13 protein-coding genes are annotated in these 14,923 nt (G+C 61.3%); 4 read left to right on the top strand and 9 right to left on the bottom strand.

Going from position 1 to position 14,923, the window contains the following annotated elements; translation table 11 throughout:
- Positions 1-6: 6 nt before the first annotated feature.
- Genes OCV66_RS09185 through OCV66_RS09170 form a run of 4 tightly spaced genes read right to left on the bottom strand, consistent with a single transcriptional unit; the run spans position 7 to position 4,841 of the window.
- Positions 7-1,233 carry an efflux RND transporter periplasmic adaptor subunit gene (locus tag OCV66_RS09185; protein ID WP_186949944.1) on the bottom strand — a complete coding sequence of 409 codons (1,227 nt, stop codon included), beginning with the start codon at positions 1,231-1,233 and terminating at the stop codon, positions 7-9.
- A 38-nt stretch (positions 1,234-1,271) separates the two neighbouring features.
- Positions 1,272-2,522, bottom strand: a complete 1,251-nt coding sequence (locus tag OCV66_RS09180) for a TolC family protein (protein WP_147574180.1) — start codon at positions 2,520-2,522, stop codon at positions 1,272-1,274.
- Between the two features lie 16 nt (positions 2,523-2,538).
- Positions 2,539-3,804: a TolC family protein gene (locus OCV66_RS09175; RefSeq protein ID WP_054327508.1), complete on the bottom strand. Its 1,266-nt coding sequence runs from the start codon at positions 3,802-3,804 to the stop codon at positions 2,539-2,541.
- A 26-nt stretch (positions 3,805-3,830) separates the two neighbouring features.
- Positions 3,831-4,841, bottom strand: a complete 1,011-nt coding sequence (locus OCV66_RS09170) for a LacI family DNA-binding transcriptional regulator (RefSeq protein WP_054327509.1) — start codon at positions 4,839-4,841, stop codon at positions 3,831-3,833.
- 312 nt (positions 4,842-5,153) lie between these two features.
- On the opposite strand from OCV66_RS09170, the gene OCV66_RS09165 reads away from it, so the two are divergent.
- Both OCV66_RS09165 and OCV66_RS09160 read left to right on the top strand, forming a co-directional pair.
- Positions 5,154-6,269 (top strand): CobW family GTP-binding protein, encoded by a 1,116-nt coding sequence (locus OCV66_RS09165; protein ID WP_147574179.1) that lies wholly within the window; start codon positions 5,154-5,156, stop codon positions 6,267-6,269.
- 12 nt (positions 6,270-6,281) lie between these two features.
- Complete coding sequence (locus OCV66_RS09160) at positions 6,282-7,235, top strand: TIGR03943 family putative permease subunit (RefSeq protein ID WP_054327510.1); 954 nt, start codon at positions 6,282-6,284, stop codon at positions 7,233-7,235.
- Between the two features lie 161 nt (positions 7,236-7,396).
- Here the strand turns inward: OCV66_RS09160 and OCV66_RS09155 are convergent, their stop codons facing one another.
- The 5 genes from OCV66_RS09155 to OCV66_RS09135 all read right to left on the bottom strand — a co-directional run bounded on the left by OCV66_RS09155 (position 7,397) and on the right by OCV66_RS09135 (position 12,467).
- Positions 7,397-9,223: an LTA synthase family protein gene (locus OCV66_RS09155; RefSeq protein ID WP_147574178.1), complete on the bottom strand. Its 1,827-nt coding sequence runs from the start codon at positions 9,221-9,223 to the stop codon at positions 7,397-7,399.
- Positions 9,224-9,296: 73 nt separating this feature from the next.
- On the bottom strand, positions 9,297-9,923 hold the full coding sequence (locus OCV66_RS09150; RefSeq protein ID WP_054327514.1) for a VanZ family protein: 627 nt from the start codon (positions 9,921-9,923) through the stop codon (positions 9,297-9,299).
- Positions 9,924-10,062: 139 nt separating this feature from the next.
- Positions 10,063-10,401 (bottom strand): DUF1622 domain-containing protein, encoded by a 339-nt coding sequence (locus OCV66_RS09145; protein WP_054327515.1) that lies wholly within the window; start codon positions 10,399-10,401, stop codon positions 10,063-10,065.
- A gap of 32 nt (positions 10,402-10,433) precedes the next feature.
- Positions 10,434-11,804 carry a TrpB-like pyridoxal phosphate-dependent enzyme gene (locus OCV66_RS09140; protein ID WP_147574177.1) on the bottom strand — a complete coding sequence of 457 codons (1,371 nt, stop codon included), beginning with the start codon at positions 11,802-11,804 and terminating at the stop codon, positions 10,434-10,436.
- Positions 11,805-12,233: 429 nt separating this feature from the next.
- Positions 12,234-12,467 (bottom strand): hypothetical protein, encoded by a 234-nt coding sequence (locus tag OCV66_RS09135; protein ID WP_054327516.1) that lies wholly within the window; start codon positions 12,465-12,467, stop codon positions 12,234-12,236.
- A 155-nt stretch (positions 12,468-12,622) separates the two neighbouring features.
- Here OCV66_RS09135 and OCV66_RS09130 point away from each other — a divergent pair, with 155 nt between their 5' ends.
- Complete coding sequence (locus OCV66_RS09130; RefSeq protein WP_054327517.1) at positions 12,623-13,594, top strand: leucine-rich repeat protein; 972 nt, start codon at positions 12,623-12,625, stop codon at positions 13,592-13,594.
- 15 nt (positions 13,595-13,609) lie between these two features.
- Complete coding sequence (locus OCV66_RS09125) at positions 13,610-14,896, top strand: vWA domain-containing protein (RefSeq protein WP_107631063.1); 1,287 nt, start codon at positions 13,610-13,612, stop codon at positions 14,894-14,896.
- The last annotated feature ends 27 nt before the right edge of the window (positions 14,897-14,923 follow it).

The following is a 14,923-nucleotide window of genomic DNA, read 5'->3' as shown; positions in this document are numbered from 1 at the left end:
AAGGAGTTAGCCCTCCCCATCCGCGGCGGCCGGCGCATCGTCCGGCCCTTCGGTCTCGTTCAGGACACTGTCCTCACCGGTCACGACGCGCACCATCCCGCCGTCCGACAGGTAAGACTGCCCTTTCACGACCACCACATCCCCCTCGGCCAGGCCGGAAAGGATCTCGGTATCCATTTTGCTGACCAAACCGGTCTCCACAGCAACGCGCGTCACGGTGTCCCCGCTGCCGAAGTCATCCACCACAAAAACATACTGCTCCTCATTCGCGCCGGTCAGGATCGCCTCGGTCGGCACGGAGAGTGTGTTTTCCCTGCGGTTGGTATAGAAAGTGACCGTCGCAAACGCGCCGATCGGCGGATTGACGTTGGACGGGAGCGTGATCGAGATATCATACAGACTGGTCTGTACATTGGCCGCCGCGGGCAGGGATGCAATCGTACCCCGCACCATATCGTCCGACAGGACCGAGATGACAACGCCCGCTTCGTCCCCCGCCTTGATGTTGGTGTACACATCCTCCGCGACCGAGGTCTGCACCTCGACCTTGCCGTCCTCCGCGATGACCACGCCCGGCTGAGCGGACGAGGCCATGCCACCGCGCACCAGGTTGACCGTGGTCACCGTGCCGCTGCAGGGCGCGGTAACCGTCCCCAGCTCGGCCTGCGAGGTGATCTGATCCAGCGAGGCCTGTATCTGGGCGAGCGAGGCCGCCTGCTGCGCCTGCGCCTGCGCAACCGCCGCCTGCGCCTGCACCAGCGCCTGCTTGGCATTGGTAACATCCTGCTCGGCGGCCGCGCCCGCCTCAAACAGCGCCTGCGTGTTATCCACCGTCCTCTGCGCCTGCTCCACGCCGATCTGCGCGGATTCGATCGCCCTGTCGGTCGCGGTCTTGGTAGCGCTGTAGGACTGCTGCAGCGCGCCCATCGTCGAGGTGACGGTAGTGGTATCCACGGTGAACAGGGTCTGTCCCTTGCTCACCTTATCCCCTTCCTTGACGGGGAGCGTCATCACCTGTCCCGCCAAAAGCGGGAACACCTGCACCTCATTGACCGCCGCGACCTTGCCGGTCACCGCGTATTCGGCGCTCATCTCGCCCGCCTGTACCTCCATCACCTCGACGGCAGTACCGGCCGGCGCCGCCTCCTCTTCCACCGTTTCCTCCTTGCCGCAGCCCGCGCTGAACAGCATCGCGCCCGCGAGCACCGCGGCAAAAATACGTTTACGTCTCATTTGGTCCTCCATTGTGGTCTGATTTTCCGGCTGTTCTGTCAGGCTGCGCTGTCCATCACGCCGCGCTTCGCCCACTCGTATGTATTATACGAGGTGAACAAATTGATCTCGGCCTCAGCCGCCGCCTCCTTCGCCGCCTCCAGGGTATCCTGCGCGTCCGCAAAGGCCATCTGCGAGATCATGCCGCGCTGGTACTGGACCTGCTGCACGGCAAACGTTTTTTCCGCCTGCTCCAGATCGGCGCTGGCCGCGCGCAGCGCGTCCCCTTTCTCCTGCACATCCTTGTACAGCTTGCGGAACGACGCGGTCACGTTCTCTTTCTCCGCGTCCAGCGCGATCTTGGCCGCCTCATATGCGTACAGGTTGTTGGTCACGTTGTCCTCATAGTCATCCGAAGCCTTATCCGCCGCGTCCTGCTTGGCCCAGATCGAATAGCTGTTCTTCACCGCTTCTTTCAGGTCGGTCTCATAGTCCATGGCGTCGAGCTGCTCCTGCGTCACGGCCGGCAGCGCCGCAGTCCTGAGCACAGTACCCGTATGGTAGCCACACTGGATGGCCAGGGTGTTGCTCAGGCTCTCATACTGGGTGTTCAGGGTGGTCCGGCTGGCCAGCAAGGTCTCCCGCTGGCTCTGCAGGCTCTTGAGTTCGTTCGATCCCGCCATGCCAAGCGATACCTGCTTCTCCATGGCCGCGATATTGCGGTCAAGCTGGGCCAAGCTGCGTTCGGTCTCGTTCAGGGAATACTGCAGGGCTTCCAGCGAGATATAATTATTTTCCGCATCCATGCAGATCTGATCCGCGGCGTTCTGCATCTCACGCCTTGTGCTGACCACGGTTTTCTGCTGATCCTCTTTGGCGTCGTCCTCCTTATCGTCTAGGTCGTTGTACGAGCCGTAGGCTGCCTGCAGGCTTCTTTCCAATGTATTGAGCTGGGCCTGCAGCGTGCTTTTGAGCGCCGCCTGGTCTTCGTCCAGGTCATTGATCGCTTCTTCGAGATCTGCAATCTGCTGCCTGTATGAGGAGATCTGGTTGACGATTGTTATGTAATCCATATCATAATCGACGCTCACATCGGCTTCTTCCTCGCTCTTGACCGTATTGTCATACGACTTGATGGACACGTTGTTTTCTCGCACGGTCTGCTCCAACGTGTCAAAGGTCAGGCTGACCGGCGCGCTTTCCTCCGCTTCCGCAGCCTGCTCCCCGCTTCCGGCATCCGCCGCATACGCGGGCGCACACATGCTGCACAGGAGCAGCGCGGAAAGCCCGGCGGCAATATATCTTTTCATCCTGTTCTCCTTTCTCTCACGCGATGGCAGTGGTCAGCCCGCGCTTCGCCCATTCATACTGATTAAAAGCGGACACCAGACCAAGCTCCGCGGTCTGCACATCCAGCTTTGCGTTTTCCAGCGTATCCTGCGCCTGCAGATAGTCCAGACGGGAAAGCATGCCGCGCTCATACTGCAGTTGGCTGGTTTTGAAATCCAGCTCCGCCTGCTGTTCGGCGGCCTGCGCGGCCTGCAGGGTGCCGCGGCAGTCCTGCACCGACTGGAACATGCTGGCGAAGGCCGCTTCCACGCTTTCCTGCTCGATGGCCAGCGCTTCGCGCGCGGACTGCACGGCATACACGCTGCTGTCATAGCTGTCGTCATACACGTTCTGCGCCTGCCGCAGCGTATTGCGCTTCTGCCAGATGGAAAAGCTGTTCTTCAGCGTTTCTTCCAAATCCGCTTCGTAGGACATCGCTTTCAGATCCTTTTCCGTCACCGCCGCGAAAGCCGCCGGCATCACCAGCGTTCCGGCGTCATAGCCACACATCAGCGCAAGGCTGCTTGCCAGGTTGTTGCACTGTGTCTGTAGGTTTGTGATGCCAAGCGCAAGGTTATCCCGCTGATTGCGCACGGTATCCATCTGGTACTGGCTGACCAGTCCAAGGGAAAGCTGCGTTTCCATTACATCCAGGCTGCGGTCAAGCGAGGCAAGCTGCCGTTCGAGCTTCTGCTGCGAATACTGCAGGTTTTGAATGGAGATCAACAGCGTCTGCGCGGCCATTGTAAGCTGGTCGGCCACGTTATCCGCCTGCTTCCTGAGCTGGTATACCGCATCCTCGATCTGCATGACCGCCGCCGCGCCCTGAACCGGCAGGCTGTCCGCGCTTTGCTGCAGGCTGTCCCGCTGGTTTTCCAGCAGCTTTTTCTGCGCCTCGTAGGTCTTATACAGGTCGCTCTCCTTATCAGCTATCTGCTCCATCGCCTCTTCCATTTTGCCGATCATCTCCTGGTACTGCTTGATCTGCAGTTCCAGCGCGCCGCCCTGTGCCTCAAACTGCTCGGACAGGCTCGAGCCGGTATCCATACCGGCCGCGGTCTTCCGCAGCGACTGCACGCTCGCGTTGTTTTCCGATACCGCGCGCTCGACCGCCCGCAGTCCCATCTGCTTGACGGTAAGCGTTTCCGGCGGCGCCTCCTCCTGAACGGCGACGCTCCCACCGCCGTTCACGGCGCCGGCCGGCGCGACCGTTGCCATACACAGCGCGCCGGCCAGCAGCGCGCCGATTACTCTTCGATTCATGGTCTTTCCGTTTGTCTCCTCTCCTGTCACAGCAGCTCGCGTGTGATAATGCGTATGTCCATATATTCTTCTGTTTGACGCGGCGACTCCCCCGTCCGCAGCGCCCGCACCAGTATCTCGACCGCGCGCGCGGCCTGCAAAAGCGGGTTCTGGTCTATTGCGAAGTCCAGCCGCCCCCGCTCCAGATATTGCTGCACGGCCGCGGTCATCCCATGGCACACGGTCCGTATCGTGCCTGCCCGACGCAAATAGGCGGGGTCCTCCAGACATATCCCCGCCAGTTCGCTGGGCATATAAATGGCGCGGACATGCGGATGCCGCTGCAGCAGCCCTTCGCACGAGCGGTCGTATGCGCCCTCGCTTTCCACCAGCTCAACGTGAAACCGCCCGTCGGCCAGCTCGCGCATCCGTTCCAGAAAGCCCCGCATGCGCGCCTCCCGTCCGGCGAATTCCCGCTGATCGGACAGCGCGAGCACCGTGCCACCGGCGACGAACGGGGCGATCAGCCCTGCCGCGACGCGGCCGGACTTTTCCATATCCGCGCCGACATAGCACAGCCGCCCGCTGCGCCGTACATCCGCGCAGCAGGCGACCACCGGCACACCATGCCCTGCTAGGCGGTCGATCTCCTCTGCCATGGCGACCGTATCGGGCGCCGCCACGATCAGGCCGCCGACGCCTTTTTCCTCCATCCGGCCGATCGCTTCAAAATACGAGCGGTGCGACCGGCTTTTCAGCTCTTCCACCCAAAGGTTCACATCGGCAGCGCCGCACTGCCGCACCGCCAGCCGAAGCCCTTCGCGCATTTTCCGGATCAGCAGCGTATCAAGGCACGGCAGCAGCACGCCGATACGGCAGTCTCCCTCCGCGCGCAGCGCATGCCGCTGTGCCGGCGTGGTGTACCCATATTCCCGAATGACTTTCTGCACCCGTTCGCGCACCGCCGGCGCGACGTTCGGCCGACCGTTGACCACTCGGTCGACCGTGCCGCGCGACACGCCGCACTGCTCCGCGATCCACTGTGCAGTTATTTTCATAGCGGATTCCCTCTCTTTTGTGACCATGACCATCTTTTTCACAAGATGAATTCATTTTAGCACAGGCAAACTGCCCATACAAGCGCTTTTCCCCATTTTAGACATCTGTCTTCGATGTGTTGTATTCTCATTGTGCATTTTATTTTTGCACAGTTTTATCGTTTTTTTGCACAGTATTCTCTGGCTTTTCCACGGTGAAATCATGCTTTTTGCACTTTGATTAGCAAAAGCTAACTCTAAAACTTTTCTTTTTTGCTAAAACGTGGTATACTAGGTTCATCCTATAAATTTTACATTGGTGAGGCGAAAGCTATGACAAAAATTGATATCGTTTCCGGCTTCCTCGGCGCGGGGAAGACCACGCTCATCAAGCGCCTGCTGGCGGACGCCCTGCAGGGCGAGCAGGTCGTGCTGATTGAAAACGAGTTCGGGGAGATCGGCATCGACGGGGGATTCCTCAAGGAAGCCGGCATCGTGGTGAACGAAATGAACGCCGGCTGCATTTGCTGCTCGCTCGTCGGCGACTTCGGCAAAGCGCTGCATGAGGTGGTCGACCAGTACCATCCGGACCGCATCCTGATCGAGCCTTCGGGCGTCGGCAAGCTGTCTGATGTAATCGCCGCCGTGCAGAACGCGCATCTGGATGTGACGCTCAACTCGTTCGTCACGGTTGTCGACGCGCTCAAGGCGAAAATGTACCTGAAAAACTTCGGCGAATTTTTTGAAAACCAGGTCGCGCATGCCGGCGCGATCCTGCTTTCCCGCACGGCGGCGTGTACGGCGCGGCGTCTGGACGAAACCGTTGCCCTGCTGCGCGGCCTGAACGAGCACGCCCGTATCGTCACCACGCCGTGGAAAGAGCTGACCGGCGCACAGCTTCTCGCAACTATGGAGGGCAGCCGCGACCTGGTGCAGGAGGTGCTCGACGAGATCGCACGCGAACCGCATCATGCGCATCACCACCACGAGCATGCACACGAACACCATCATGACCACGAACACGAGCATGACCACGAACACGAGCATGACCATGAACACCACCACGAACATGGTCCGGACTGCACCTGCGGCTGCCACGACCATGAGCACGGTCACGCGCATCATCACCACGAGCACGACCACTGCAGCTGCGGCCACGACCACGACGCGGACGAGGTGTTCACCTCCTGGGGTGTGGAGACCCCGCATCTGTACACAGAGGAGGACCTGCAGAATGCGCTGACCGGCCTGGGCGACCTGTCGCTCGGCACCGTGCTGCGCGCCAAGGGCATCGTACCCGCGGCCGACGGCGGCCAGTGGCTGCATTTTGATTATGTTCCGGGCGCGCCCGATATCCGCCGCGGCGCCGCCGACTATACCGGCCGCCTGTGTGTGATCGGCGCCGAGCTGGACGAGGAGCGCATTGCTTCCCTGTTCGGCCTTGCCTGAGGAGGAAGCCTTATGCCCAAAAAGGACCCGATACCGGTTTATATATTTACCGGCTTTCTGGAAAGTGGCAAAACCCGTTTTATCAAAGAGATTCTCGCCGACCCCGGCTTCACGGAGAACGAGCGCACCGCGCTCCTACTCTGTGAGGAGGGCATCGAGGAGTATGACGAGCAGGAGCTGCTGCGCTATGGCACAGCGCTCGTCCCCATCGAATCGGCCAGCCGGCTGACGCCCAATATCCTCAAGCGCGTCGAGCAGAAATACGACCCCGACCGCATCCTGATCGAATACAACGGTATGTGGAAGCTGGACGACCTGACCTCCGTTTTCCCCGCCCGCTGGGAGCTGTACCAGATCGTCACAACGGTGGACGCTTCCACCTTTGCGCTGTACTCGGCGAATATGGGGCCGATGATGTTCGAGCATATCACCACCGCCGACCTAGTGGTGTTCAACCGCTGCACCGATGCGCTCAAGGAGATGCTCTATCAGAAGAACATCCGCGCCATGAACCCGCGTGCGACCATCTATCTGGACGACGTGGACGGAAACAGCGAGGACTACGCCCGCAACATGCCCCTGCCGTTCGATCTCAACGCGGATATCATCGATATCGGGGATGAGGATTACGGCCTGTGGTATATCGACGCCACCGGCGATCCCAGCAAGTACGACGGCAAGACCATCCGCTTCCGCGCGCAGGTGTATGTCGGCGGCAATGTGCCGTCCGGATCGTTTGTCCCCGGCCGGTTCGGCATGGTCTGCTGCGCGGACGACGTCACGTTCCTCGGCTTCCTGTGCCGCTATCCCAACGCAAAGGACCTCAAGCTGCGCGACTGGGTGCGCGTAACCGCCTCGGTCACGGTCGAAGCCCTGCCCCAGTACCGCGGCGAAGGCCCTGTGCTGCATGCGGTCGAGGTCGTCCCCGCCGACAGGCCGGCGGAGGAGCTGGTGTATTTCAACTGACCGCTGTCACAAAACCAAAGGCTTCCCTTTTGGGGTAGCCTTTCATCTTTGCGGCGGCGCGTGCCTGTTTCCCCAGTACTGGACGACAGTCTGCCGGCTCATTCCGCTCTACAGTCTCTTAAAAACACGAACCGGCTTCCCTTGTGGGAAGCCGGTTCGTTTTATATCTCTCTATAATAATCCGTGTCAAGGATCGCGTCGTTGACCTCCTGGAAACGGCGTGCGTACGCGTTCATCTCCGCGACCTCCTCTTCGGCCATCCCGTCGTTCCACACGACCTTTCCATTTTGGACATAGGCGGCGTCGGTCAGCCAGGTGCCGTCAGGAAAAATGGCGCAGCCTGCGTATGACGGGTCAAAGGCATCCCGCCCCAGGGTACGGGGCGCAGGCAGACCGAACAGGTTCGCCAGCGTCGGCAGCAGGTCAACGGTCTGCATCGTCTTGTCCACCGTGCGCGGCGTGCAGCCCTCATACCAGATAAAGCATGGCGTGCGCTCCAGCAGGCGGCCGCCTGCGGCCGCGGAATATTCCTCCAGCACCGCGCGGTCGGTCAGACCGTAGGCATAATGGTCGTCGTACACGCAGAGCACTGTGTTTTCCAGCAGCCCGTCCTCCGCAAGCCGCTCGAGCAGGCGCGCAAACATATCGTCGGTCAGGCGCGCCTTGGCAAACAGGCCGTTTATTTCATACGGTCGGCTGTCATCCGCATATTCCGGATACTGTTCGAGCGCGTAGGTAGTCAGCGCGTCGATCTCGTCATAGCCAAGGTGGCCGCTGTAAGTGATCAAAAAGTCCAGAAACGGTTCCGTGTCGATCATACGCGCATACAGCTCGTCGCAGTCCACCAGAAAGCGATCCACCCCAACCTCCAGCTCGCCGGACGCATAGTGCAGCGCGGAATGGTACTGCTCATAGCCGAACGCCTGGTGCATCGCGCCGCGGTTGTAAAACTTGGCCTCGCTCTTATGAAAGGAGTTTGCGGTATAGCCGGCGTCCCCAAACAGGCTGCCCGCCGCATCGGGAAACGCGCTGCGGCTGAGCGAATAGGCGACGTTTCCGTTAGCATAGGGATAGAGTCCGGTCTGCGCGGCAAATTCCGTATTAAAGGTATAGCCGTTGGAATACTGAGGGGTATAGAACTCGGAAAAACAGATCCCCTCACGCTGCAGGCGCGCGAGCGTAGGCGTATTCTGTTCGTTCAGGACGAAATCGTCAATGCTTTCCAGCTGCACCAGGATCAGGTTTTTGCCCGCGAGCAGGCCGGTCATCTCGTTTTCCTGATGGGCGGGCCGCTCCGCGAAAAACGCGTCCACCCGCGCCCGCTTTTCCGCCCCGTCCGGATCGGGCGCGACCGACAGCCATGCGTCGTGCAGCACAAACTGGTACGGTCCAGTCAACGCCAGGTCGTAAACGGGCGAAGAAAAGCGTTCGTATTCATACCCACTCGATTCCCATGCATCCCAGTCCAGCGTTTCCGGCACCGGCGCGTACAGGCGCGGCGCGAATCCCTGCGCCAGAAGGAACGCCGCCAGCAGTGGGAGAGCCTGCCGCCGTTCCTTCCCCGCGGGCAGCGACCAGACGCCCAGCACGCCCCACAGCAGCAAAAGCATCGCAACCGCTGCGAGCCGCCCGTCGATGATCTGGCGGGCATAGCCGGCAAAATCCAGCCCCTCCCCCGCGAACAGGAAATCCGAGAGGAATAAAACGCGGTCGAGGATGCGCCATACGGCATACTGCACCACGGCATAGACCGCCCACACCGCGTAAATCAGCCCGTAAAGCAGGCGTCCCCAGCGGCGCGGGGGCAGCAGCGCCAAAGCAGTGAACAGCGCGCCGAAGCCAAGGGAGAACAGGTTGGGCGCGGCTGCGTACAGCGGATACCACGCCGCGCCGCCCGTTGCCGCGCGCAGCGTCAGATCGAGCAGCCAAAACGGCAGGGCCGCCAGTAGAATATGCAGCAACAGCCGTTTCCGTTCCCGCGTCTCCATGTATACCGTCCTCCTGTCTCATAAAAGACAGTATACGGTATATTCCGCCGGAACGCAACCGGCTTTTGTGTTTTCATCCGGCAAAGCCGTACAGCAGCCCCGCCGCCCACAGCTCATGAAACAGCAGGAAGCGCCCGGCGAACAGCGCCACGATGTACAGCGCGGGCGTCGGTTCGCAAACCTCTCCCCGCTTTCTCCCACAGCGCTGCCCCGCCCATGCCAGCGCCCGATACAGCAGCAGCCCCAGCGCCGCGCCCAGCGTGTTCATCAGCAGGTCGTCCACATCCGTCCGGCGGTTGTTAAGTAGCTGGCTGAGCTCGATCAGCAGGGAAAAGGCAAACCCGCCCGCGGCCACGCGTCCCAGCCTGTCCAGCGCGGGCCAGAGCAGGGGCAGCAGCAGGCCGAACGGCAGGAACAGCACGACATTCAGCGCATAGCCCATCGGATCAGCTTCCCGTGAAAACGGCAGCAGGTTGACCTGACCGGCGTTCCACTCCAGCCCGCGCTGGAGCGCGTCGTACATCGTTCCCGCGCCGGTCACATGGAACACCCCAAACAGGTATATGGCAAACAGCAGGAGCAGCAAAGGCGGCGCAGCCCGTCCAGTTTTCCCGCCTCGCCGGTACAGCGCCGCGCACAGTACAAGGCCGGGCAGCAAAACCGCTGCCGCTTCATAGGCCAGAAGCAAAAGGTTCCGCATCCGTATCCCTCCTTTATCTCAGGATACCAGACAAATATTAAGAAAAACCGAGGGAATTTCTTAATATTTTCGCTCGCCCCGTTTAGCACACCACGAAAACGGAAAAAGCAGGCCGCGCCGATCGCGCGGCGCGGCCTGCTCAGGGCTCCTCGGGCGGATGCCCGGCGGTCCTCTCTTCATTTGTGATCTCCCAGTGGATCAGGAACGTGAGCGCCGCGCGCAGGAGGATGATCGCGCCAACGAGTACGATCTCCCGAAGCTCCCGCACGACCACGGTTCGCAGGATCTCGCTGCCCAGCTTGAATTCAAGCCCCATCGCCAGGCCTTTGGCCAGCTTAAGGCGCGTTTCCGGATCGCGCCGGACATAACACACCGCGCCCCGCACGCCGGACGCGACGATCACGCCCACGCCCACATATTCAAACAGCAGTATCGCCCACGACACGATGGTATCCAGCACCTGATCTGCCCACGGCAAGCAGACGCACGCCCTTTCCGGTTGTTATGTAGCTATTCCGGCTGGCCGGGCAGGGTGTCGAAGCCGGTCTGCAGTTCCTCGTCTGTCGGCACATGGTTGCGCATCGTGCCGTTATGATATGCCTCGTAAGCCGACATATCAAAGTAGCCCGTGCCGGTCAGGCCGAACAGGATGGTCTTGGCCTCGCCGGTCTCTTTGCACTTAAGCGCCTCGTCGATCGCACAGCGGATCGCATGGCTGGACTCGGGCGCAGGCAGGATGGTCTCGACCTTGGCAAACTGCACCGCCGCGTCAAACACATCGGTCTGCTTGACCGAGGTTGCCTCCATGTAGCCGTCATGGTACAGCTTGGAAAGGATGGGGCTCATGCCGTGGTAGCGCAGGCCGCCCGCGTGGTTGGAGGCGGGCATGAAGCCGTTGCCCAGCGTATACATGCGCGCCAGCGGGGTGACGTGGCCGGTGTCGCAGAAATCATACGCGTATTTGCCGCGTGTGAACGACGGGCAGGAGGCAGGCTCGACCGCGATGATACGCGGGTCGGCCTTGCCGGTCAGCTTATCCCGCATGAACGGCGCGATCAGGCCGCCAAGATTGGAGCCGCCGCCCGCGCAGCCGATGACGATGTCCGGATATTCGTCCAGCAGTTCCATGGCCTGCCTGCTTTCCAGGCCGATGATGGACTGGTGCAGCAACACCTGGTTGAGCACCGAGCCGAGCACATAGCGGTAACCCTCCTGCGTCGTCGCCATTTCGACCGCCTCGGAGATCGCGCAGCCGAGCGAGCCGCCGGTGTTCGGGTCGTGGGCGAGGATGGCGCGGCCCGCCTCGGTGGTGTTCGAGGGGGAGGGCGTCACATCCGCGCCGAAGGTCTGCATGACCGCCTTGCGGTACGGCTTCTGCTCATAGGACACCTTGACCATGAACACCTTGAGGTCCAGCCCAAAGTACGCGCACGCCTCGGAGAGCGCGGTACCCCACTGGCCCGCGCCGGTTTCGGTCGTCAGGCCCTTTAGCCCCTGCTCCTTGGCGTAATACGCCTGCGCAATGGCCGAGTTGAGCTTGTGCGAGCCCGAGGTGTTGTTGCCCTCGAACTTGTAGTAGATCTTCGCGGGCGTGCCGAGCGCCTTTTCCAGGTTATACGCGCGGCACAGCGGGGATGGGCGGTACAGCTTATACATATCGAGGATCGGCTCCGGAATATCGATATAGCGCGTTTTCCCGTCCAGCTCCTGATGGGCGAGCTTTTCGCAGAAAATCGGGTACAGCGCCTCCTCCGGAAGCGGCTGGTGCGTGCCGGGATGGAGCAGCGGATCAGGCTGTTCTTTCATATCGGCGCGCAGGTTGTACCACTGCTTCGGCATCTGGTCTTCGGTCAAATACAGTCTGTGCGGAATCTTAGCCATGGTAGGTTCTCTCCTTTTTCTATGTTTTATGAATGAATGGACAAAATAAAAAAGCCCCTGTCCCAAATCCATGGGACAGGGGCTTGTAAACAAACCCTTGCGGTGCCACCCAAGTTGACGCGCCGACGCGCCCGCTCGCTTCCGCGCATCCGACAATGCACGCTCCCCTGATAACGGGCGGAGTCCCCGTCGCAGTTACTCGGGCGGAACGCCCTTTCGCCTTGCCCTGGTGAAGTCCATTCACAAGGCCCTTGCCTGCCGCGATCCCACCGCCCGCGGCTCTCTTGGAGGTTCGGTCTCCCTGCTACTCGTCTTCGTCATTGGTTTGTTCAGTATGGTCACAGTATATTCTTACTTCCCCGCTTTGTCAAGCGCATTTTGAGAATTTTTATAAATTATTACAATGATATTTTATTATCATAATATCACCTATTCCTTTTCCCCGTCCTCCCGAACGCCTGTCAATTGATCCAGCCGCCGTTCCAGCTCATCGATCCGGCAGAGCAGGCGAAATGCAGCATAGAACAGCAGCGTGACCAGAAAAGCGCCGAAAAGCAGAAGAGACCAAAAACCCCCTTTCACACCCGAAAGGACGGTTGCCGCAATCAGAAGCACTATAACGCATAAGAAATACATAATCAAAAAATCTTTAATCCCTTTCATCCTCCGCACCTCCTTGCTTTTCTATTGTAACCGGTGCGCCGGAACACGGTCAAGCGGCAAAACACACAAATCCACGGCACATTTATTGCCGCGCCGCCGCGGCTGTGTTATAATCAAAAACGAACATCAAACCGGAATGGAGGGAGGTGTACGCCATGTACACGGTCGAGGGCGAAAACGAGCTGCTTCTGACCTGCAGGGAAATACCGGACGGCGTTGCCATCCTGCGCTGCGAGACGCGCGACGACAGCGTGCGCCTGCCGGACGAGATCGGCGGCGCACCAGTGGTCTCGCTCGGGAATTACGCGCTCAGCGAACGCGCGCCGGACCTGCGTGGGCAGGACGTTTTTCCCGTCCGCGTGACCTGCGGCGGGCCGGAGCCGAAGCACGACGCAAACGCCGTCCGTTCGGTCGCGCTGCCGCAGCCGCTTCAAAGCGTGGGCAGCTATGCGTTTTACAACTGCCGCCGGCTGAAAACGCTTACACTGTCCAGCGCGGTGACCGATTTCGGCGGCGGCGCGCTGATGAACTGCCGCGCGCTGCGCGAGGTGCGGCTGTATGCCGACCCCTCCTCCCCCACCTGCCTGTACAAGCTGCTCGGCGAGTACGCGGGTGAGCTGGATGTGCGTTTTTTCTGGAACGGGACAGTGTACTACCTGCTCTTCCCCGCCTATTCCGAGGACCTGGAAGCGCTCACGCCCGCGCATATCTTCCAGCGGCGCATCCACGGCGCGGGCTACGGCTACCGCCAATGCTTTGACGGCGGCGCGCTCAGCACGCACCAGTACGACCGCGCGTTGTCCGGCCTGCTCGAACGGCACGATTTCCTTGTCGCAGCCCGCGTCACCATACGGCGGCTGGCAACGCCGTTCGGCCTGTCGGACGCCGCCCGCGCCACCTGTCTGGACTGCCTGCGCGCCCACGGCGGCACGCTCGCCCGCCGCTGCGCCGCCGCGGGCGAAAGCGCGGCGCTCACCTTCCTGCTGTCGCTCGGTGTGCTGTCTCCAGCTGAAATCGACGCCGCGTGCGATACCGCCCGCGAAAAGGAGCAGACCGCCGCGCTGTCCGTGCTGCTCGCCGCCGGACAATCATCCCCCAAGGGGCGCGCAAAAACGTTTGACTTATAAAAGAGGGGGTTATGTATGGCACAAAGTGAACGCTGGCAAAAAATCGGGCGGGAAATTCTGTTTTCCGCCCGCACCGAGCTGTATATGAGCCTGCCCTTTCTGGATACGGCGCTGGCCGCGCTGACCGTCTCGGACGGGTACGATACTGCGACGCTCGCAACGGATTCCCGCGCGCTGTATTACAGCGGCCCGTGGCTCGCCCAGCAGTACGAGCGCTCGCGCGCAAATGTGTGCCGCGCATACCTGCACACGGTGTTCCACTGTCTGCTGCGGCATCCCGCCAAGGCGCGCGGCCGCGACCGAGCGCTGTGGGATCTTGCCTGCGACGTAGCGGTTGAAAGCATGCTGGACGCGCTCGACTACCGCTGCCTGCAGGCGGACAAGCCCTCCGTGCGCCGGCAGCACCTGTACCGGCAGCTTCGCGAAAGCATGCCAGTGCTGACTGCCGAGGCGGTTTACCGTCAATTCCGGCGCGAACGGGCGGGGCTTTATGACTGCGCGGCGCTGTCCCGCGTATTCCATGTGGACGACCACGCGCTCTGGCCGGAGGAAAGCGACGACGAGCAGGAGCGTCAGTGGCAGCGCGCCGCCGAGCAGACCCAGACCGCGATGGAAACCGTATTCTCCAACCAGGCGGCCGGCGGCGAGGCCGTGCGCGAGCAGCTCGCGGTCTCCGCGCGCGGGACCGCGGACTACCGTTCGTTCCTGCGCCGTTTTGCCGCGCTGCGCGAGGAGGTTGCGGTGGACGCGGACTCGTTCGATTACGGCTACTACGCCTACGGCCTTCGGCACTTCGGCAACATGCCGCTGATCGAGCCGCTCGAAACGCGCGAGGTACGCCGGATCGAGGATTTCGTCATCGCGATCGATACCTCCATGTCCACCTCGGGCGAGCTGGTGCGCGGCTTTTTATCGCACACCTACGCACTGCTGCGGGAAAACGAGAGCTTTTTCCGACGCTTCAACCTGCGCATCCTGCAGTGCGACGACCAACTCCGCGCGGACAGGCGCATCACCTGCGAGCGCGAGCTGCGGGAGTATATGGAGCATTTTGAGCTGATCGGCCAGTCCGCCACCGATTTCCGGCCGGTATTCGCGCATGTGGACCGGCTGGTCAGCGAGGGCGCGTTCCATCACCTGCGCGGCCTGCTCTATTTCACCGACGGACTGGGCATCTATCCGAAAAAACGCCCCCGATACGACGCGGCGTTCGTCATGCTGGAGGGCGAGGCCTATCCCGACAACGTCCCGCCGTGGGGCATCCGGCTGATCCTGCGGGAAAGCGAACTCTCCGCCGGATAACGGCGGCCCGCCCGTCCCCTTACACCA

Source organism: Agathobaculum ammoniilyticum, from assembly GCF_025567315.1.
Lineage (GTDB): Bacteria > Bacillota > Clostridia > Oscillospirales > Butyricicoccaceae > Agathobaculum > Agathobaculum ammoniilyticum.
Note: the sequence above shows the minus strand (reverse complement) of the source record. Positions and strands in the feature narration are given on the sequence as shown.

Coding starts and splice junctions, on each gene's coding strand:
- OCV66_RS09135 (WP_054327516.1), bottom strand. CDS start 12,467: ATGAAAGGGATTAAAGATTTTTTGATTATGTATTTCTTATGCGTTATA.
- OCV66_RS09180 (WP_147574180.1), bottom strand. CDS start 2,522: ATGAAAAGATATATTGCCGCCGGGCTTTCCGCGCTGCTCCTGTGCAGC.
- OCV66_RS09130 (WP_054327517.1), top strand. CDS start 12,623: ATGTACACGGTCGAGGGCGAAAACGAGCTGCTTCTGACCTGCAGGGAA.
- OCV66_RS09125 (WP_107631063.1), top strand. CDS start 13,610: ATGGCACAAAGTGAACGCTGGCAAAAAATCGGGCGGGAAATTCTGTTT.
- OCV66_RS09170 (WP_054327509.1), bottom strand. CDS start 4,841: ATGAAAATAACTGCACAGTGGATCGCGGAGCAGTGCGGCGTGTCGCGC.
- OCV66_RS09160 (WP_054327510.1), top strand. CDS start 6,282: ATGCCCAAAAAGGACCCGATACCGGTTTATATATTTACCGGCTTTCTG.
- OCV66_RS09140 (WP_147574177.1), bottom strand. CDS start 11,804: ATGGCTAAGATTCCGCACAGACTGTATTTGACCGAAGACCAGATGCCG.
- OCV66_RS09155 (WP_147574178.1), bottom strand. CDS start 9,223: ATGGAGACGCGGGAACGGAAACGGCTGTTGCTGCATATTCTACTGGCG.
- OCV66_RS09175 (WP_054327508.1), bottom strand. CDS start 3,804: ATGAATCGAAGAGTAATCGGCGCGCTGCTGGCCGGCGCGCTGTGTATG.
- OCV66_RS09165 (WP_147574179.1), top strand. CDS start 5,154: ATGACAAAAATTGATATCGTTTCCGGCTTCCTCGGCGCGGGGAAGACC.
- OCV66_RS09150 (WP_054327514.1), bottom strand. CDS start 9,923: ATGCGGAACCTTTTGCTTCTGGCCTATGAAGCGGCAGCGGTTTTGCTG.
- OCV66_RS09185 (WP_186949944.1), bottom strand. CDS start 1,233: ATGAGACGTAAACGTATTTTTGCCGCGGTGCTCGCGGGCGCGATGCTG.